Source organism: Jiangella endophytica (assembly GCF_003427025.1).
Taxonomy (GTDB): domain Bacteria; phylum Actinomycetota; class Actinomycetes; order Jiangellales; family Jiangellaceae; genus Jiangella; species Jiangella endophytica.
The window spans coordinates 24,885-43,228 of the sequence record NZ_QVAI01000032.1; the positions used below are offsets into that span (position 1 = coordinate 24,885).

Sequence of the window (18,344 nt, forward strand, 5' to 3'; positions counted from 1 at the left end):
TTTCGGCACCGCCATGAGAACAGCGAGGTGAGGCATGTCGTCGCACGACTTCACGGTTCGAGGCGAGATCCGCGAACTGGCCCAGGTAGTGGGTGAGTTCGTCCAGAAGGAGATCCGCCCGCGCGAGCAGGCGCTGCCGCCGGATGCGCGCTGCCTTCCGGACCAGGACGTCGCCGACCTCCAGAAGCTCGCGCGCAGCGCCGGATTCTGGAACCTCGCGGCACCGACAGCACTGGGCGGGGGAGGCCTCGGCGCCTTCGACATGGCGATCGTCGACGAGCAGGCCGCCAAGCACACGTTCAGCTTCCCGATCGTCGGCAACGGCGCGTTCGGCTACCCGCCGCCGTCCATCCTGTACGGCGGGAGCAAGAAGCAGATCGAGGAGTACGTCGTCCCGACCCTCGAAGAGGGCTGGCGCTCCTTCACCGCCATCACGGAACAGGGCAGCGGCTCCGACCCCGCGCGCAGCATTCGCACCACCGCGGTCAGGAAGGGCGGCGCGTACGTCCTGAACGGCCAGAAGATGTGGATCACCCATGCCGACAAGGCGCGCTACGGCGTGGTCTACGCGCGGACGGATGTGAACAAGGGCCGCGACGGCATCAGCGCCTTCATCGTCGACAAGGACACGCCCGGGCTGACCGTCCGCCCCATCCCGGTGATCCGCGACCTCTGGACCAACGAGGTCAGCTTCGACGACGTCGAGATCCCTGCCGAACGCCTCATCGGCGAGGAGGGCCAAGGGTTCGCGATCGCCCAGAACTTCCTCGGCAAGTTCCGGGTGCACTTCGCCGTCACCGCGATCGGCGTCGGCGAGGAGTCGGTCCGACTGGCCTCTGAATTCGTCAAGAACCGTGAGTCGTTCGGCCTTCCCTTCGCGCAACGCCAGGGCGTGCAGTTCGCGCTCGCCGACGCGCACGTCAAGCTCAAGGCCGCCCGCTGGCTCACGTGGGAGGCGGCCAAGAAGCACGACAGCGGTGCGAACGCGCGTATCGAGTCGTCCATCGCCAAGCTGTACGCGACCGAGGCCTGCTTCGAGGTCGTCGACTCGATGATGCAGCTCATGGGCGGTATGGGCCTGGCCAAGGAGATGCCACTCGAGCACTGGTTCCGCGACCTGCGGGTGGCTCGCGTCGTCGAGGGCCCCTCGGACATCCACCGATTCGTCCTGGCCAGGGAGCTCCTGGGCAGCGCCGCCCTGCCGAGCAAGTCATGAGCGACGTCCTGCTGGTCGACGACAGCGAACCGGGGATCCGGGTCCTCACCCTCAACCGGCCCGAGCGGCTCAACGCCCTCGATGGCGACCTCGTGATCCGCCTGCTCGCTGCCGTGGAGGAGTGCCGCGCTGCCACACCGGAGCTCAGGGTCGTCGTGGTCAAGGGCAGCGGCCGCGCCTTCTGCGCCGGCGCAGACCTGAAGTGGCTCGCCGAGGGCACCTTGGCCGATCACGCCGCGCACGGGGTGTTCCAGGACAACCTCAACCGACTCTGCAACGGCCTGGAGGCCCTCCCGCAGGTCGTGATCGGACAGCTCCACGGCTATGCGCTGGCCGGCGGTCTGGAACTCGCCCTGTGCTGCGACCTGCTGACCGTTGCCGACGACACACAGCTGGGCGACGAGCACATCCGGCGCAATCTGATCCCAGGCGGAGGCGGCTCCCAGCGGCTGCCGCGCAAAGTCGGTCTGGCTCGCGGCCTCGGCATGTTGCTCACCGGGCGGAGGCTGACCGGCGCAGAGGCGGTCGACTGGGGCCTCGCGGCCACGAGCGCGGCCGCAGGCGACCTGGACGGCGCCACCATGGAGCTCGCCCGGGGAATGGCCGCGACCGACGGCCACGCACTCGCGACGATGAAACGGATCGTCCGGCGGGGCCTGGAGCTGCCGCTGGCCGACGCCCTGTGGCTGGAGCTCTACGAGCAGCAGCGCTACCGGGCGATGTCCGACGCGATGGACCGGGGCGTGTCCGACTTCGCCTCGCACGGATCATGATCGACCTGCGCGGGAGAACCGCGATCGTCACCGGGGGCGCGTCCAACATCGGACGCGGCATCACCCTGCGCCTGGCCGAGCAGGGCGCGCGGGTGGTCATCCTCGACCGCGATCTGGAGCAGGCGGAGAAGACGGCCGCCGACGCCGATGGAGAGGTGTCCGCCGTGGCCGCCGATCTGCTGGACCCGGGCTCGCTTCGGACGGCCGTCGACGGCCTCGCGAGCCCCGTCGACATCCTGGTGAACAACGCGGGCTGGGTGCACACCGTCGGTTTCCTCGAGAAGGACCCGGCCGAGGTCGAGCTGGAGATCCGGTTGAACCTGCTCGGTCCGATGCTGCTCACCCAGCTGGTCGTGCCGGGCATGGTCGAACGGGGCTGGGGCCGGGTCGTCAGCATCGCGTCCGAGGCCGGTCGGGCGGGTCAGCGTGGCCAGGTCGCCTACAGCGGCGCCAAGGGCGGCATCCTCGGCATGACCCGGTCCCTCTCTCACGAGGTGGGCCGGCACGGTGTGACCGTCAACGCGGTCTCGCCGGCCATGACGGTACCCGAGTCTGACGGCGACATCGGCACGGGGAGCATGCAGCAGTCGCGTGACCGGCCGCCCGAGGTGATGGCCAAGATCGTGAAGCTCTACCCGGTCGGCCGGGTCGGCCACCCACGGGACATCGCCGCCGCCGTGGCCTTCCTCTGCTCGGAGGAGGCGGGGTTCATCACCGGGCAGACGCTGCCCGTCAACGGCGGGTTCGTCACCACCTAGGGATCGGAGTTTGCGATGGCCGAGGTCAGTTGGAGCGCGTGGGCGCCGGACCCGAAGGCGCCCGACTTCAGCGACATCATCTACGAACGGTGCACCAGGTCGACCGGTGGCTCGGTGGCACGGCTCACCATCAACCGGCCGGACCGGATGAACGCCTTCACCAAGCACACGATGAAGGAGCTCATGGTCGCCGTCGATCACGCCAACCACGATCCGTCGGTCGGTGTCGTGGTGCTGCAGGGCGCCGGCGACAAAGCGTTCAGCAGCGGCGGCGACGTGGCCTGGGAGGCCGACCGGAGCCCCGCGGACTGGTTCTTCGACGTCCCGCCGAACCACGTCGTCCGATTCTCGAGCAAGCCGGTGATCGCCGCGGTACGCGGTTACGCGATCGGCGGCGGCAACCACCTCGCCTATACCTGCGACCTGACCATCGCGGCGGAAAACGCGGTGTTCGGGCAGATCGGTTCCCGCGTCGGCAGCCCGGCCGACGGCTACATGGTGCGCTACCTGGTGCGGGTGATCGGCGCCAAGCGGGCCCGGGAGATGTGGCTGACCCGGCGGCGGATCTCCGCTCAGGAGGCGCTGGACTGGGGCCTCGTCAACGCCGTCGCGCCATTGGACCGGCTGGACGACGAGGTCCTCGTGTGGTGCGACCGCGTGCTGGACGGCAGCCCCACTTGCGTCCGGATCCTCAAGGCCGTCTTCGACCAGGAGATCGACGAGATGGCAGGCGACGTGCGCCGCACCGCCCACCTCATCCATCCCGGGTTCGGCCAGAGCGAGGAGGCTCGCGAGGCCCAGCAGGCCTTCTTCGAGAAGCGCCCGCCGCGGTTCTGGCCACAGCCCGACGTCGCCGACGACGCCACGACAGGAGCACCGCGATGACGAACACCACCGAGCCGGATCTTCTCGGGCGGGGCCTCACCTGGCAGGAGATGCCGGCGGGCATGCAGTTTCGCACCTCCACCCGGACGGTGACGGAGACTGATCTGGTCACGTTCATCACCTGGGCCGGCATCGTGAATCCGCTCTTCACCGACGCACGCTTCGCCCAGGAGGTCGAGGGTTACGCGGGACGCCTGGTGCCGGGCATGGTCACCTACTGCTTCGCCGAGGGGCTCCTCGCCCAGACCGGGTTCATGCGGGGCACGGGCATCGCCATCGTCAGCACGGGGGTGCTGGAGCACACGGCGCCGGTGTTCGTCGGCGACACACTGCACGCAGTGGTGACGGTGACCGAGTCGCGCGCCTCGAGCAAGCCCGGCCGCGGGGTGGTCGCGAGCACGGTCAGCGTCCGCAAGCAGGACGGTGACGAGGTGCTGACGTACGCGCCGGTGCGGCTGATGCGGGGGAGCGACGCATGAGCGCGAACCCGGTGCCGAAGGCGGCTGACATCAGCGAGGAGATGCTCGAGCACACCCGGTCGCTGATCGGTGTCTGGCTTCGGCGCGACGTGCACTGGCCGTCGTTCGCCGAGGATCTCGCGCCCATCGACATCCGCCGTTGGGCGATGTACTCGGTCGGCGACGACAATCCGCTCTGGAGCGACGAGGAATACGCCCGGCGCTCGCCGTGGGGCGGCATCATCGCGCCACCGACCTTCCTCTACACCGTCGACAGCACCATCGTCGCGCCTGGGCTGCGGGGCGTGCAATGGATCTACGGCGGCACGCGCTGGCGGCACTTCCTGCCGGTCCGCGTCGGGGACCGGATCACGGCGCGGGCCCGCCTGACCGACGTCGTCGAGCGGTCCGGTTCCCGCGCTCGTCGCCTGGTGGTGCAGACCGGCGAGATCCTGTACCACAACCAGCGCGGCGAGCTGGTCTCGCGCGCCGAGGCCGACGTGCTGCGCATCCCGCGCAGGACCAGCGGCAAGGGGATGGTCGGGTTCGAGCAGCGCCAAGCCGAGGGCCGGCGGCAGTGGACGCCGGAGGAGATCGAGGAGATCCGCAAGGCCTATCTCGCCGAGGAACGGCGCGGGGCCGAGCCGCGCTACTGGGAGGACGTCAGTGTCGGCGACGTCCTGCCCACGGTCGTCAAGGGGCCGCTGACGCTGGTCGACATCATGGCGTTCTACGTCGGGCGCCGGAACACCTACCCGCCGCTGAAGCTGGCCTTCCAGGAGCGGGAGCGGCACCCGGCCAACGTCTACGTCAGCCCGTCGACCGGCATCCCGGTGCATCCGGCGGCCGGGCACTTCGACGACGAGATCGCCCACGAGGTGGGTATGCCCGGTGCCTATGACCAGGGCTGGATGCGCGCCAACTGGATGGGACACCTGGTGACGAACTGGGCCGGCGACGACTCGTGGGTGGCCGAGCTCGACGTGCGCCTGCACCAGCCGAACCTGGTGGGCGACACGACCTGGTGCTCGGGCGTGGTCCGGGCCAAGTTCGACCAAGACGGCCACCGCGCCGTGGAGATCGAGTGCTGGGGCGAGACGCAGCGGCGGGAGAAGAACGTGACCGGCCGCGCGGTCGTCCGGCTGCCGTCGCGGACGGGTGGAGGTGGCCGCCCGTGACCACCGCCGCTCCGGCCACGCTGGCCCGTGAGGTCCGGGAGTTCCTGACCGAGCCGCACGGCATGCTGATCGACGGGCGACCGGTCACGGCGCGGGGCGGACGGACGATGCCCGTCGTCGACCCCGCCACCGGTGAGGTCATCGCCGAGGTACCAGACGGCGACGAGCGCGACGTGGCGGACGCGGTCGCCTCGGCCTGGGCCGCATGGCGGGAGCGGCGGTGGACGGGCCTCACTCCGGCGCGACGCGCGGAGCTGCTGTGGCGGCTGGCCGACCTCATCGACCGCGACGCGGCGCTGCTCGCACAGATCGACACCATCGACGTCGGTACGCCGATCGGCCAGACCCCGGTCAACCCCGCGGCCGCCGCACGGACGCTGCGGTATTACGCCGGCTGGTGCACCAAGATCTTCGGCACGGTCAACCCGGTCGGCGACGGACTGCTCGGCTACACGGACCGCGACCCCGTGGGGGTGGTCGTGGGCATCGGCGCCTGGAACTCGCCGCTGGTCATCGCGGCGAGCAAGACCGGGCCGGCGCTGGCGGCCGGCAACACCGTCGTGCTCAAGCCCGCAGAACAGGCGCCCCTGTCCACCCTGTGGTTCGCGAAGCTCGCCGTCGAGGCCGGCATCCCGCCCGGGGTCGTCAACGTCGTGAACGGGGTGGGCTCCGTGCTCGGCCCGGCTCTTGTCGAGCATCCGCGGACCGCTCTGGTGACGTTCACGGGCTCGGTCCCGGTGGGCCAGGACATCCATCGACGCGCCAACGCCGGCCTCAAGGAGGTCGTGCTCGAACTGGGCGGCAAGAGCCCGTTCCTGGTCTTCGCCGACGCCGACGTGGCGACGGCCGCGGCGTCCACGGTGCGGCAGATGCGCTCCAACGCCGCCCAGGTCTGCTTCACCGGGTCGAGGGTCCTGGTGCACCGGTCGGTCGCGGCGGCGTTCCTCGAGGAGGCGAGCCGGCTGCTGGCCGGCACCAGGGTGGGAGCCGGCATCTCGCCCGACACCGATCTCGGCCCGGTCGTCTCCCAGCGCCAGCAGGAGCGGGTGACCGGATACGTCGACGGCGCGCTGAGCGAGGGGGCCGAGACCGTCTTCTCCGGGTCGACGCCGGACGGGCCTGGGTACTTCGTGCCGCCGACACTGCTCACCTCGGTCACCAACGACATGACGGTCATGCGGGAAGAGGTGTTCGGCCCGGTGATCGGCGTCATGGAGTTCGACGACGAGGCCGAGGCCGTGGAGCTCGCCAACGCCACGCCGTACGGCCTGGCCGCCGGCGTGTGGACCCGCGACGTGGCCCGCGCCCACCGGGTCGCCCGGGAGTTGCGGGCGGGCACGGTCTGGGTCAACACCTACGGCGTCCTCGACCGCTCCGCGCCCAGCGGCGGGTACGGCCTGTCCGGGCTCGGCCGCGAGCACGGAGAGGCGTGGCTGAACCACTTCACCGAATACAAGTCGGTCTACGTGGATCTCACCGGCACGACATGAGAACGGAGCGAGCATGAGATTCCAGGACAAGGTGCTGGTGTGCACGGGCGCCGCCTCGGGCATCGGTGCCGCGGTGGCTCGCCGGTTCGCCGCCGACGGCGGCAGAGTCGTGCTCGTCGACCGGAACAAGGCCGGGCTGGACCACGTCGCCGCCGAGATCGGCGCTACCGCGATCGCCGTGCCGGTCGACGTGGCGTCGGAAGAGGACGTCGCGGCGGTCGTCGCCGCCGCCACCGACGCGTTCGGCACGATCGACGCCCTCTACAACGGCGCGGCGGTCCTCATCGCTGGCGAGGCGATGAGCGCTTCCGCGGCCGACCTGGAGCGACATCTGTCGGTCAACGTGGTCGGCACCTATCTCATGTGCCGCGCCGTGGGCCAGGCGATGAAGGACCGCCGGGGCGGTGCCATCGTGAACACCTCGTCGGTCGTCGCGTTCGTGGCCCGCGCCAACCGCAGCCTCTACGCCGCCAGCAAGGGCGCGATCCTGCCGCTCACCCAGCACCTCGCGCTCGAGCTCGCGCCGCACGTGCGCGTCAACGCCGTCTCGCCAGGCCCGACGCTGACCGGAATGACCCGCGAGCACTACCTGAAAGCGGCCGGCACCGAGGCCGAGGCGCTTCGTATCGTGGGATCTCAGGTCCTGCTGAACCGGGTGGCGGACCCGTCTGAACTGGCAGCCGCCATCTGCTTCCTGCTGTCCGACGATGCGAGCTACGTCAACGGAACGCTGCTCACCGTCGACGGCGGCATGACGGCCGAGTGACCCATCGCCCGACGACCCGGAGTCGCCACGTGAACGACACACCGTCCCACGACCACCCGGACCGCCCGCTCGAAGGCGTGCGCGTGGTCGACCTCAGCGTGACGCTGCCGGGCCCGTTCGCCAGCCAGATCCTGCGGCGGCTGGGCGCGTCGGTGCTGCATCTCGAGCCGCCGGCCGGGGACTCGCTGCGTCTGATGGCACCTGCGGCGCACGCCTTCCTCGCCGAAGGGAAGGAGAGCGTGGCGGTCGACCTGAAGCAGCCGCCGGAGCTCGCCCTGGCGCTGGACCTGCTGGCCGAGGCCGACGTCGTGGTCGAGGGCTGGCGGCCGGGCGTGGCCGATCGGCTCGGCGTTGGTTATGCCGCGGTCTCGGCGCGCAACCCGCGCGTCGTCTACTGCTCGCTGTCGGGCTACGGCCGCGACTCGCTGTTGCGCGGCCGGGCCGGTCACGACATCAACTACGTGGCGGAGAGCGGCGCGGCCGAGATGCTGACCAGCAAGGGGATGCCGGTGGGCGACCTGGCCGGCTCCAGTGCCGCGGCGACGCGCATCCTCGCCGAACTGCTGCGGGCCGCCCGCACCGGCCACGGCGCCCACCTCGACGTGTCCATCACCGGCACGCTGGCCGATTGGGTGGACGCACTGGGCGGCACCGAATGGTGGCGCTTCGTGGACGTCCTCCAGAACGCCCACTACGGGCACTACGAGACCAAGGACGGTGAACGCCTCGTCCTCGGGATCGCGCCGATGGAGCAGCGGCTGTGGGCGAACGCGATCACGGCGTTCGGACGTCCGGACTGGGCGTCGCTCAGCTACGACGAGCGGCTCGAGCGCCACGACGAGATCGTCGAGTTCCTGGCGAAGACGGTGGCGTCGATGACGGCCGACGAGCTCCAGGACGCGCTCGCCGCGGTGGACACCTGCTGGAGCCTCGTCCGGCGCCCGGGCGCCGCCGGGGGCCTGACGGGCCGGATGCCGAACCCGCCCGGGACGGCGCCCGCCCTGGACGAGCACGGCCGCAAGTATCGGGAAGGACCTCGAAGGGAGTAGAGGGTGGATGTCAGATCGCTGTTCCTGCGCGCCGTCGAGACCTGGCCCGACCATGAGGCCATCGCCACCGAGGACGTGCGGCTGACCTTCGCGCAGGCGTGGGAGCGCGGGTTGCGGCTCGCGAACGTGCTGCGCGAGCACGGGGTCGAACCGGGCGACCGGGTCGCCGTCCTCGAGGACAACTCGCTGGGCGCCGCCGACTTCTACCTCGCCTGCACCGCCGCGAACATCGTGCGGGTGCCGCTCTATGCGCGGAACTCGACCGAAGCGCACGTCCACATGATCACCAACACCGACTGCAAGGTCGTGGTGGTCGCCGAGCACTACGCGGGTGAGCTGCCGGCCGACCTGGCGGAACTGCCGGGAGTCGCTCGAGTCCTGGTGCGCGACGAGACGTACGAGGACCTTCTCGCGGCTGCGTCGCCGGTGGATCCGGCTCCGCGGGTCTCGGCGGACGACATCTACGTCATTCGGCACACCGCGGGCACGACCGGCCGGTCCAAGGGCGTCGCGTACACGCACCGGACGTGGCTCGCGTACTGCCGTGACTGGATGTACCAGTTCCCTCCGGTGCAGGTGGGCGACACCAACATGTGCGCCTCGCCGATCTCGCACGGGTCCGGCTACTTCTTCACCCCGACGTGGATCGGCGGCGGCCGCAACTACATGCTGAACAAGGTCGACCCGCCGGTGACGCTGGAGATCATGGAGAGGGAGCGCACGTCCTACATGTGGTGCGTGCCGACCCTCCTCGGCATGCTGGCGCGTGTGCCCGGGGCGAGCGACCGCGACTGGTCGTCGATCAAGGGGTTCCTGGTCGCTGGTGCGCCCGTCAGCGAGACGACGGCACGGGCCGGCCGCAAGGCCTTCGGCGACGTGCTCTACAGCGGCTACGGCCAGACCGAGTGCTACCCGATCACCTCCATCACGCCCCAGGAGTGGTTCGCAGACCTGCCCGGCTCGCAGCCGCTGCGTTCGGCCGGTCGCCCGTACGCTTTCGCGATGGTCCGCATCGTCGACCCGGCGACCGGTGAGGATGTTGCGCCGGGCGGTGAGGGCGAGATCGTCGCACAGACGGACGGGCAACTGCTCGAATACTGGAAGGACCCCGCGGCCACTGAGGAGAAGCTCCGCGACGGCTGGGTGCACACCGGCGACATCGGCCGCATCGACGAGAACGGCTTCCTCTACCTGTTGGACCGCGCCAGCGACATGATCATCTCCGGCGGCTTCAACATCTACCCGGCCGAGCTGGAGAACGCCATCGCGAGCCATCCCGAGATCATCGAGGTCGCCGTCTTCGCGGTGCCGCACGAGACGTGGGGCGAGGCACCGGCGGCGGTCTGCACGGTGACGGATCAGGCGTTGGTCACCGCCGAGGAGATCATCGAGCTGTGCCGCCGCAAGCTCGGGTCGTACAAGAAGCCTGCCGAGGTGGTCATCACGGCCGACCCGCTGCCGAAGAGCGCGGTGGGCAAGATCCTGCGGCGCGAACTGCGCGAGCCGTACTGGGCCGGGAGGAGCCAGCGGGTGTCGGGCAGCTGACGTGAGGTCCCGGGCCGCGCGGCCGAGCCCCTGGCTTATGCTCGCGGTGGGGATCGAGGCGCAGTTCGCCGGCACCTTGGCCGTATACGCGCCGATGTTCCTGATCCCTCAGCTGCATCTGCGCGACGGCGTGGGCCTCGCGGCCGCGACGCTGGTCGCGGCCGCTCCGCGCTTCGGGTCGCTGCTGGCGATCTTCGGCTGGGGTGTCCTCGTCGACCGGTTCGGCGAACGGCGCGTCCTCGCCGCGGGCTTCGCGCTCACCGTCCTGGGCTGGCTGGTGGCGCTCGCCGCGGAGACGGTACCGGAGCTGGGAGCGGCGCTCGTGGTCGTCGGGCTCGGTGCGTCCTGCGTCAACTCCGCGAGCGGGCGGGTGGTCGCCTTCTGGTTCCCGCCACGGCGGCGCGGGCTCGCGATGGGGATCCGGCAGGGGTCTCAGCCGCTGGGCATCGCCGCGGCCGCCGCCGTCGTCCCGGCGCTGGCCGCGGCGCACGGCACAAGGGCGGCGCTCGCCGTTCCGGCCGCTGTGTGCCTATTGACCGCCGTGCTCTGCGCGGTCGCCGTCGTGGATCCGCCGCGCGCAGCCGCCGGCGACGACACGGTCCGGTCGTCGCCGGCGAACCCGTACAGACGTGACCGGTCGCTGCCGCGCCTGCACCTGTCGTCGGCGATGATGATGGTCCCGCAGATCGCGATCTGGACGTTCGCGGTCCTCTGGCTGATCGAGACGTGGTCGTGGTCACCGGCGCGGGCCGGCGGTCTCGTGGCCGGCTGCCAGGTGGCCGGCGCGGTGGTCCGTGCTTCGGCGGGGGCCTGGTCGGATCGGGTGGGCAGCCGGCTGCGGCCGATGCGTTTCGTAGCGGTGGCCTCCGCCGTGGTCATGGCCGCGCTCGGCCTGCTGGGCGAGACGGAGCTGGGTATCGGCCTGCTGGTGGCCGCGTCGCTCGTGACGCTGGCCGACAACGGTCTCGGCGTCACCGCCGTCGCCGAGGCGGGTGGCGACCGCTGGGGCGGCCGGGCGATCGGCGTGCACAGCACCGGGCAGCTCGTCGTGTCGTCCATGGCGCCGTCGGCGCTGGAGGTGGTGCTGCGCACGGGCGGGTACGGCTGGATGTTCGGGCTCGTGGCGGTGCTGCCGCTGGCGGCGTTCTGGACGTTGCCGATCGCGTCGGAGACGGCGGGTTGGGGACCCAGGTCGGTGCCGTGACGACGCGACCGGCAACGGGCTCCTGAGGTCAGTCGAACAGGATCACGCCGCGCAGGTTCTTGCCCGCGTGCAGGTCGGCGTAGCCGTCGTTGACCTGGTCGAGGGTGTAGCGGGTGGTGATCAGCTCCTCGAGTTCGAGCTGACCGGACCGCCACAGGTCGATCAGCCGCAGGATGGTGTAGCGCGGCGACGCGTTGCCGTACAGCGAGCCGACGAGGCGCTTCTGGTAGAAGGTCAGCTCGGCCAGCGACACCGGCAGCGGCGTCGTGTCGAGGAGGCGGCCGAGTCCGGTGACGGCGACCGCGCCGCCCTTGCGTATGGTCGCGAACGCCTCTGCCACGTGGGCCGGCTCGACGACGCCGATGGTCACGACGGTGCCGTCGGCGCCCTGGCCGTTGGTGACGCCGCGGGCGTGGGCGCCGGCCTCCTCGAGGGTGGCGAAGGCATGCGTGGCTCCGAGGGCGAGCGCACGCTCGCGCTTGAACTCGACCGGGTCGACGGCGATGATCGTCGACGCGCCGGCGTGCGAGGCGCCTTGGACGGCGTTGATCCCCACGCCGCCGATACCGGCGACGATGACCGTCTGGCTGGGCTCGGCGTGGATGGAGTTCACCGCGGCGCCCCAGCCGGTGGTGACCCCGCAGCTGATCAGGGCTGCCAGCTCGAGGGGGATGTCGTCGGGCAGCTTCATGACCGACGGCAGCGAGACCGTGGTGTACTCCGAGAACGTCGACACCGCGACGAACTGGCCGATCGCCTCGTCGCCGATGTGGATCCGGTACCGCGACGGGTCCTCCGGCGCGGCGCCGCCGAGCAGTTCGGCGTTGAGGTCGCACAGGTTCTGCGCGCCCATGGCGCACCACTTGCAGATGCCACAGCCGGCGTCGCAGAGCATGGTGACGTGATCGCCGACCCGGTAGTCGGTGACGCCCGGCCCGACCGCGGTGACGACGCCGGCACCCTCGTGTCCGCCGACGACCGGGTAGTGGCCGAGCGGCAGGTCGCCGGTCGTGATGTGGTCGTCCGAGTGACACAGGCCCGCGGCGGCGAGCTTGACCTGGACCTCCTTGGGGCCAGGGTCCGCCACCTCGACCTCTTCGATCTTCCACGTGCCGGGCGCCTCACGGAGCACCGCCGCGCGACTCTTCATGTCAACTCCCTTCTCGGCCGCCGCTCAGGCGGGCTGGTGCGCCGGCAGGACGATCTGCTTGATGCTGGTGAGCTCGTACATGCCCTCGGGTCCGGCCACCCGTCCGTAGCCGGACTTCTTCACACCGCCGTACGGAGCGCAGAGCACCGGGAAGTTGCCGTTGATCGCGAAGGCGCCGACCCGGATCCGGCCGGCGACCTCCCATGCCAGCTCGTCGTCGCGGGTGTAGACGGCCGACGCGAGCCCGTACCTCGTGTCATTGGCGATGCGGATGGCGTCGTCGACGTCGTCGTAGGCGATCACCGAGTACACCGGCCCGAAGATCTCGTTCTGGGCCACCTCCATGTCGTTGGTGACGTCGACCAGGAGTGTCGGTTCGAGGAAGAACCCCTTGTCCAGCCCCGCCGGCCGCTTCCCGCCATGGGCGATGCGGGCACCGGCCGCCACCGCCCGTGCGACGTAGCCCTCGGCGCGGTCCCGGATGCGGGCACTCGGCATCGGCCCGAAGGTGACCGACGGGTCCGCCGGGTCGCCGATCGTGATCTCGCCCAGTGCCGCCACCAGCCGCTCCACGAGCTCGTCATGACGCGCGCGGGAGACGAGGATCCGAGTGAACGCGACGCACAGTTGGCCCTGGTAGGTCGTCATCCCGGCGACGAGAGACGGGACCACGGTGTCCAGGTCCGCGTCGTCGGCCACGATCGCGGCGGCCTTGCCGCCCAGTTCGAGCACGGTCCGCGCAATGCGTTTGGCGCACACCGCGGCGACGTCGGCGCCGATCTCGGTGCCGCCCGTGAAGTGGACGAGGTCGACGTCCGGATGTGCCACCAGGTGCTTGCTCACCTCGACGTCGGCGGTCAGCAGGCTGACGACTCCGGCAGGGAAGCCCGCCTCTGCGAAGGCGTCGGCGATGAACTGGCCGACCAGCCGGTTCTCCGGCGGCAGCTTGACGACGACGGTGTTGCCCATCAGCAGGGCGGGCAGTACGCCGAACGCGATCTCGGTCCCCGGGCCGTTGTAGGTGAGGATCGCCAGGACCGTGCCGACGGGTTCGCGGATCACCTTGACGCTGCCGACCGGGGTGTCGCGGACGTCGGAGAGCGCGATCGACTTGGCGGTGGCGATCGAGTCGTCGCCGATGACGGCGCACATCGAGCTGAACGCGTTCGCCACGACGACGGGCATGCCCGCTTCGGCGCCCCAGGCCGCGTTGATCTCGGCGCCGCGCGCGTCGAAGGCCGTCCGGAACCGTTCGACGTACGGGGCGCGTTCGACCACGGTCATCGACGCCCAACCACCGGTGTCGAAGGCCGTCCTCGCCGCGGCGACCGCGGCGTCGGCCTCGGCGATGGTCGTGGCGGGGAGTCGCGCGACCAGCTCCTCCGTCGCCGCATGGACGACGTCGACCGTGCTGGTTCCGCGGGCGGTGACCCAGGTGCTGCCGATGAACTGGTCCGTGGGGTGCGGGACGGCGGTGCGGGCGAGGGCGTCGGCCATGCGCAGGGACCTCCATGACGGTGACGGCTGTGAGGTCGCCCCAATGTTTCACGGAGGTGTTGACGGTGTCAACGAGTGCGTGGAATTGTTCGACATGGTCGTTGACGGCCAGTCACTCCAAGTCTGCGGCCAGCGCTGACCGGACCGCCGTCAGGCGACCAGCCGGGTGAGGCGGTGCGCCTCCTCGAGCAGCAGACGGCCCAGCACCGGCTGCCGCTCGGGGCGGAACCGGGACTCGATGCCGGTGATGGTGAGCGCCCAGCCGGGTGAGACGGCGGCGTCGAACACGGCGGCGGCCATGCCCCATGACCCCTCCACGATCAGGCCCGGGTTCAGCGACCAGCCGTCGGCCCGGGTCGCGGCCAGTCTGTCCCGGATCGCGGCTTCGGAGTGCGACACGCCCCAGCGGCTCTGGAGGTCGGTGCGCGCGAGGTACTCGTCGATCTCCCGGTCGGACAGGTAGGCGAGCACGACGAGGCCGGCGGAGACGACGCCGAGCGGGAAGCGGGCGCCCTCGTACAGCACATAGGAGCGGATCGGGAAGTCGCCGTCCTCGCGCAGCAGCACGACGGTCTCGTCGCCGCGGCGCACCGAGAAGAACGCGCTCTCGCCGGTCTCGCGGGCCAGACGGCGCAGACTCAGCCGTGCCTCGTTGGTGAGGTCGTAGCGCTGGCTGGCGGCCATGCCGAGGACGTAGAGCTCCGGCCCGAGATGCCACCGGCCGGACCGCGGATCGCGGTCGGCGAGGCCTTCGGCGAACAGTGCCTCCAGCAGCCGATGGGTGGTCGTCCGCGGCAGGCCGACCTGACGGGCGAGGGCGGTCGTGGTGTCGCCCTCGGCGCCGCGCTGGGACAGTGCGCGCAGCACCTGGGCGGCCCGCCCGATGACGCTCGGCGGCTCGGTCACGCGGCCCAGCCTAACGTCCACTGAGCGGACGTCTGGGTTTGCCGCTCCCGTTGTACGGAAGGAATCAACGCCGCTCTTGACGGTCTCCTGGCACGTCAGGGTAGGAACGGGTCCCGGATCTGATGGACCGCTCAGCGGGCGTGAAACGACTGGAGACTCGATGGAGAAGCTGCGGACGAGCGCGGGGGAGGCCCTCGCTGGAGTCCTGCGAGACGGGTTGACGATCGCGGTCGGCGGGTTCGGGCTGTGCGGGATCCCTCGCGACCTGATCGAGGCCGTTCGCGACTCAGGGGTACGGGAACTGACCCTGATCTCCAACAACATGGGGGTCGACGGCAAGGGGCTCGGCCTGCTGCTGGAGAACGGTCAGGTCGCCAAGGTCGTCGCCTCGTACGTCGGTGAGAACCGGCTGTTCGCGCAGCAGTACCTCGACGGCGCGCTCGAGGTGGAGTTCTCGCCGCAGGGCACGCTCGCGGAGCGGCTGCGCGCCGGGGGCGCCGGTATCGCCGGCTTCTATACACGCACGGGTGTCGGTACCCCGGTGGCCGAGGGCAAACCGATGGAGGTCTTCGACGGACGCACCCACGTCTTGGAGCGTGGCATCGTCGCCGACCTCGCACTGGTCCACGCCCGGGTCGCCGACCGCGAGGGGAACCTGCGCTACCGGTACACCGCGCGCAACTTCAACCCGCTTGTCGCCACCTGCGGCCGGGTCTGTGTCGCGGAGGCCGAGGAGGTGGTCGACGGCCATCTCGACCCAGACGACGTGATGACCCCCGGGATCCACGTCAACCGCCTGGTGCGCGCCCTCGACCGGCCGAAGGACATCGAGCAGCGCACCGTCCGGCCCGCCTCGCGGATCGGAGCCTGACGTGGCGTGGACGCGCGACGAGATGGCCGCCATCGCCGCGGAGGAGCTGCACGACGGCGACTACGTCAACCTGGGCATCGGCATCCCGACGCTGGTCGCCAACCACCTCCCGCCCGGGGTGAACGTCATGCTGCACAGCGAGAACGGGCTGCTGGGCATCGGGCCGTTCCCGGAGGACGGCGAGGAGGACCCGGATTTGATCAATGCGGGCAAGCAGACGGTCACCGCGCTGCCGGGAGCGTCCTATTTCGACTCGGCCACGAGCTTCGCGATGATCCGCGGCGGCCACGTCGACCTCGCGGTCCTCGGGGCCCTGCAGGTGGCCGCCAACGGCGACCTCGCCAACTGGACCGTCCCCGGCAAGCTCGTCAAGGGCATGGGTGGCGCCATGGACCTGGTGAGCGGTGCCAAACGCGTCGTCGTCGTCACCGAGCACGTCGCCAAGGACGGCAGCCCCAAGATCGTCGAGACCTGCACCCTGCCGCTCACCGGCGCGGGCGTCGTCGACCGGATCATCACCGATCTCGGGGTGTTCGATGTCGGGCCGGCCGGCCTGCTGCCGCGCCGCCTCACACCGGGCCTGACCCTCGGCGAGCTGCGGTCCGTGACCGGCGCTCCCGTCGCCGAGGTGGTCTGATGGACGCCCTGGTCCGCTATGAACGCGTCGGAGGCGACGGCCGCGCCCATGCCCGCGTGACGCTCGACTCCGACCGCAACCGCAACGCGCTGTCGGCGCGGCTTCTCGACGAGCTGCGCTCAGCCCTGCTCCGATCCGCCGAGGACGACGTGCGCGCCGTCGTCATCCAGGCCGACGGGCCGGTGTTCTGCTCCGGCGCCGATCTCGCCGAGGCGCACCGCGACGGAATGGCGACCTCCGCCCGGGACCTCGCCGGCACGCTGCGCACGATCCTGACGTTGCCGTTGCCCGTCGTCGCCCGAGTGCACGGACCGGTCCGCGCTGGAGGCATCGGGATCGTCGCGGCCTGTGACGTGGCCGTCGCGGCCGACGACGTCACGTACGCCTTCACTGAGGCCCGGCTCGGGCTCGCGCCGGCCGTGATCTCGCTGACCGTGCTGCCTCGCATGACACCACGTACGGCCGGCCTCACCTTCCTCACCGCCGGTCCGTTCGACGGCAGGTTCGCCGTCGACAGCGGCCTGATCACGCTCGCCGTACCGGGCTCGGAGCTGGACGAAGCCGTCGACGGTGTCGTCGGCGACCTTGTCGCGGCGGAACCGCAGGGGCTGCGGGAGACCAAGCGACTGCTCAACACCGAGGCGCTGCGCTACCTCGACGACCACCAGCCGGCGATGGTCGACCTGTCCGCCCGGCTGTTCGGGTCCGAGATCGCCCGCGCGCACATGGCCCGTTTCCTGGGCGGGACTGGAGAGGAGACCCCGTGAACCGGCTGCCCGAAGTGGTGCTGCTGTCATTCGCTCGTACGCCGATGGGCCGGCTGGGCGGGTCGTTGTCAGGGCTGAGCGCGGTGCAGTTGGGAGCGGTGGCGATCCGGTCCGCCGTCGAGCGCAGCGGGCTGCGGCACGACGAGGTCGACCAGGTGATCATGGGCCAGGTGGTGCAGGCCGGCGCTGGGCAGAATCCCGCGCGCCAGGCCGCCGCCCAGGCGGGGCTGCCGCTGTCCGTGCCCGCGCAGACGGTCAACAAGGTCTGCTTGAGCGGGCTCAGCGCGATCGTCGAGGCCGCCCGGGCGATCCGGCTCGACGAGGCCACCGTCGTCGTGGCCGGCGGCCAGGAGTCGATGAGCCGCGGGCCGTACCTGCTGCCGGGGGCACGGGCGGGCTGGACCTACGGGCACGTCACCACACTGGACTCCGTCGCGCACGACGGCCTCACCGACGCCTTCGACGGAGAGTCGATGGGCTCGTCGACGGAACGTGGCAACGCCGAGCGAGGGATCGGCCGCGCCGAACAGGACGAGGTCGCCGTCGCGAGCCATCAGCGGGCGGCCGAGGCCGCCGAGAAGGGCGTGTTCGCCGAGGAGATCGCCGCCGTCGAGGCGCCCGCGGGTCGCGGTCGCACGGCCGCGGTGACGTCCGACGAGGGCATCCGGCCCGATGCGAGCCTGGAGTCGCTGGCGCGGTTGCGTCCCGCGTTCGCCGCGGGCGGCACCATCACGGCAGGGAACGCGTCGCCGCTGACCGACGGTGCGGCGGCGGTCGTCGTCGCCAGCGGCGCCTTCGCCCGTGAGCAGGGCCTGGACTGGCTGGCCGCGGTAGACGCGGCCGGTCAGGTCGCCGGGCCGGACACCGCGCTGCACTCCCAGCCGGCTCGGGCCATCCAGGCGGTGCTGGACCGCGCCGGGTGGAGCCGGTCCGACCTCGACCTCGTCGAGATCAACGAGGCGTTCGCGTCCGTCGTCGTGCAGTCGCTGCGCGATCTCGACTATCCGCTGGAGCGTACGAACATCCACGGTGGCGCGATCGCTCTGGGCCATCCGATCGGCGCTTCCGGTGCACGGCTGGCCGGGCACGCCGCTCTCGAGCTCGCCCGGCGCGGTTCGGGCCGTGCGGCGGTCGCGTTGTGCGGTGGCGGCGGCCAGGGGGAGGCACTGCTGCTGTCTCGGACCTCCGGATGAT

Annotated in this window: 18 protein-coding genes; 15 read left to right on the forward strand and 3 right to left on the reverse strand. The window is 71.0% G+C overall.

The window, feature by feature from the left end:
• Nucleotides 1-34 precede the first annotated feature (34 nt).
• Genes DZA62_RS33775 through DZA62_RS33825 form a run of 11 tightly spaced genes read left to right on the forward strand, consistent with a single transcriptional unit; the run spans nucleotide 35 to nucleotide 11,322 of the window.
• Nucleotides 35-1,216 (forward strand): acyl-CoA dehydrogenase family protein, encoded by a 1,182-nt coding sequence (locus DZA62_RS33775; RefSeq protein WP_116953375.1) that lies wholly within the window; start codon nucleotides 35-37, stop codon nucleotides 1,214-1,216.
• Nucleotides 1,213-1,989, forward strand: a complete 777-nt coding sequence (locus DZA62_RS33780; RefSeq protein WP_116953376.1) for an enoyl-CoA hydratase/isomerase family protein — start codon at nucleotides 1,213-1,215, stop codon at nucleotides 1,987-1,989. The genes DZA62_RS33775 and DZA62_RS33780 overlap by 4 nt, the downstream gene beginning before the upstream one ends.
• Nucleotides 1,986-2,747, forward strand: a complete 762-nt coding sequence (locus DZA62_RS33785) for an SDR family NAD(P)-dependent oxidoreductase (protein WP_116953377.1) — start codon at nucleotides 1,986-1,988, stop codon at nucleotides 2,745-2,747. Before DZA62_RS33780 ends, DZA62_RS33785 begins: the two co-directional genes overlap by 4 nt.
• Before the next feature lie 15 nt (nucleotides 2,748-2,762).
• Nucleotides 2,763-3,632, forward strand: a complete 870-nt coding sequence (locus DZA62_RS33790) for an enoyl-CoA hydratase-related protein (RefSeq protein WP_116953378.1) — start codon at nucleotides 2,763-2,765, stop codon at nucleotides 3,630-3,632.
• A complete protein-coding gene (locus DZA62_RS33795; RefSeq protein WP_116953379.1) occupies nucleotides 3,629-4,111 on the forward strand; it encodes a MaoC family dehydratase in 483 nt (160 codons plus the stop codon). Before DZA62_RS33790 ends, DZA62_RS33795 begins: the two co-directional genes overlap by 4 nt.
• On the forward strand, nucleotides 4,108-5,268 hold the full coding sequence (locus DZA62_RS33800) for an FAS1-like dehydratase domain-containing protein (protein ID WP_116953380.1): 1,161 nt from the start codon (nucleotides 4,108-4,110) through the stop codon (nucleotides 5,266-5,268). The genes DZA62_RS33795 and DZA62_RS33800 overlap by 4 nt, the downstream gene beginning before the upstream one ends.
• Complete coding sequence (locus DZA62_RS33805; protein ID WP_198664494.1) at nucleotides 5,265-6,758, forward strand: aldehyde dehydrogenase family protein; 1,494 nt, start codon at nucleotides 5,265-5,267, stop codon at nucleotides 6,756-6,758. Before DZA62_RS33800 ends, DZA62_RS33805 begins: the two co-directional genes overlap by 4 nt.
• Nucleotides 6,759-6,771: 13 nt before the next feature.
• Complete coding sequence (locus tag DZA62_RS33810; RefSeq protein ID WP_116953381.1) at nucleotides 6,772-7,524, forward strand: SDR family NAD(P)-dependent oxidoreductase; 753 nt, start codon at nucleotides 6,772-6,774, stop codon at nucleotides 7,522-7,524.
• A gap of 29 nt (nucleotides 7,525-7,553) precedes the next feature.
• Nucleotides 7,554-8,573 carry a CoA transferase gene (locus tag DZA62_RS33815; protein ID WP_157988091.1) on the forward strand — a complete coding sequence of 340 codons (1,020 nt, stop codon included), beginning with the start codon at nucleotides 7,554-7,556 and terminating at the stop codon, nucleotides 8,571-8,573.
• Between the two features lie 3 nt (nucleotides 8,574-8,576).
• Nucleotides 8,577-10,118: a class I adenylate-forming enzyme family protein gene (locus tag DZA62_RS33820; protein ID WP_116953383.1), complete on the forward strand. Its 1,542-nt coding sequence runs from the start codon at nucleotides 8,577-8,579 to the stop codon at nucleotides 10,116-10,118.
• 37 nt (nucleotides 10,119-10,155) lie between these two features.
• Nucleotides 10,156-11,322 (forward strand): MFS transporter, encoded by a 1,167-nt coding sequence (locus DZA62_RS33825; RefSeq protein ID WP_116953384.1) that lies wholly within the window; start codon nucleotides 10,156-10,158, stop codon nucleotides 11,320-11,322.
• Nucleotides 11,323-11,350: 28 nt separating this feature from the next.
• On the opposite strand, the gene DZA62_RS33830 is transcribed toward DZA62_RS33825, so the two are convergent.
• From DZA62_RS33830 to DZA62_RS33840, 3 genes are all read right to left on the reverse strand, one after another.
• Nucleotides 11,351-12,472: an NDMA-dependent alcohol dehydrogenase gene (locus DZA62_RS33830; protein WP_116953385.1), complete on the reverse strand. Its 1,122-nt coding sequence runs from the start codon at nucleotides 12,470-12,472 to the stop codon at nucleotides 11,351-11,353.
• A 24-nt stretch (nucleotides 12,473-12,496) separates the two neighbouring features.
• Nucleotides 12,497-13,969: an aldehyde dehydrogenase family protein gene (locus DZA62_RS33835; protein WP_116953386.1), complete on the reverse strand. Its 1,473-nt coding sequence runs from the start codon at nucleotides 13,967-13,969 to the stop codon at nucleotides 12,497-12,499.
• A gap of 150 nt (nucleotides 13,970-14,119) precedes the next feature.
• Nucleotides 14,120-14,896, reverse strand: a complete 777-nt coding sequence (locus tag DZA62_RS33840) for an IclR family transcriptional regulator (protein WP_408620205.1) — start codon at nucleotides 14,894-14,896, stop codon at nucleotides 14,120-14,122.
• 139 nt (nucleotides 14,897-15,035) lie between these two features.
• Here DZA62_RS33840 and DZA62_RS33845 point away from each other — a divergent pair, with 139 nt between their 5' ends.
• The 4 genes from DZA62_RS33845 to DZA62_RS33860 are packed head-to-tail and all read left to right on the forward strand — an operon-like array spanning nucleotide 15,036 to nucleotide 18,343.
• Complete coding sequence (locus DZA62_RS33845; protein WP_116953388.1) at nucleotides 15,036-15,746, forward strand: CoA transferase subunit A; 711 nt, start codon at nucleotides 15,036-15,038, stop codon at nucleotides 15,744-15,746.
• Nucleotide 15,747: 1 nt separating this feature from the next.
• Nucleotides 15,748-16,383 carry a CoA transferase subunit B gene (locus DZA62_RS33850; RefSeq protein WP_269813960.1) on the forward strand — a complete coding sequence of 212 codons (636 nt, stop codon included), beginning with the start codon at nucleotides 15,748-15,750 and terminating at the stop codon, nucleotides 16,381-16,383.
• Nucleotides 16,383-17,150 (forward strand): enoyl-CoA hydratase-related protein, encoded by a 768-nt coding sequence (locus tag DZA62_RS33855; RefSeq protein WP_116953389.1) that lies wholly within the window; start codon nucleotides 16,383-16,385, stop codon nucleotides 17,148-17,150. The genes DZA62_RS33850 and DZA62_RS33855 overlap by 1 nt, the downstream gene beginning before the upstream one ends.
• Nucleotides 17,147-18,343 (forward strand): acetyl-CoA C-acyltransferase, encoded by a 1,197-nt coding sequence (locus DZA62_RS33860; protein ID WP_116953390.1) that lies wholly within the window; start codon nucleotides 17,147-17,149, stop codon nucleotides 18,341-18,343. Before DZA62_RS33855 ends, DZA62_RS33860 begins: the two co-directional genes overlap by 4 nt.
• The last annotated feature ends 1 nt before the right edge of the window (nucleotide 18,344 follow it).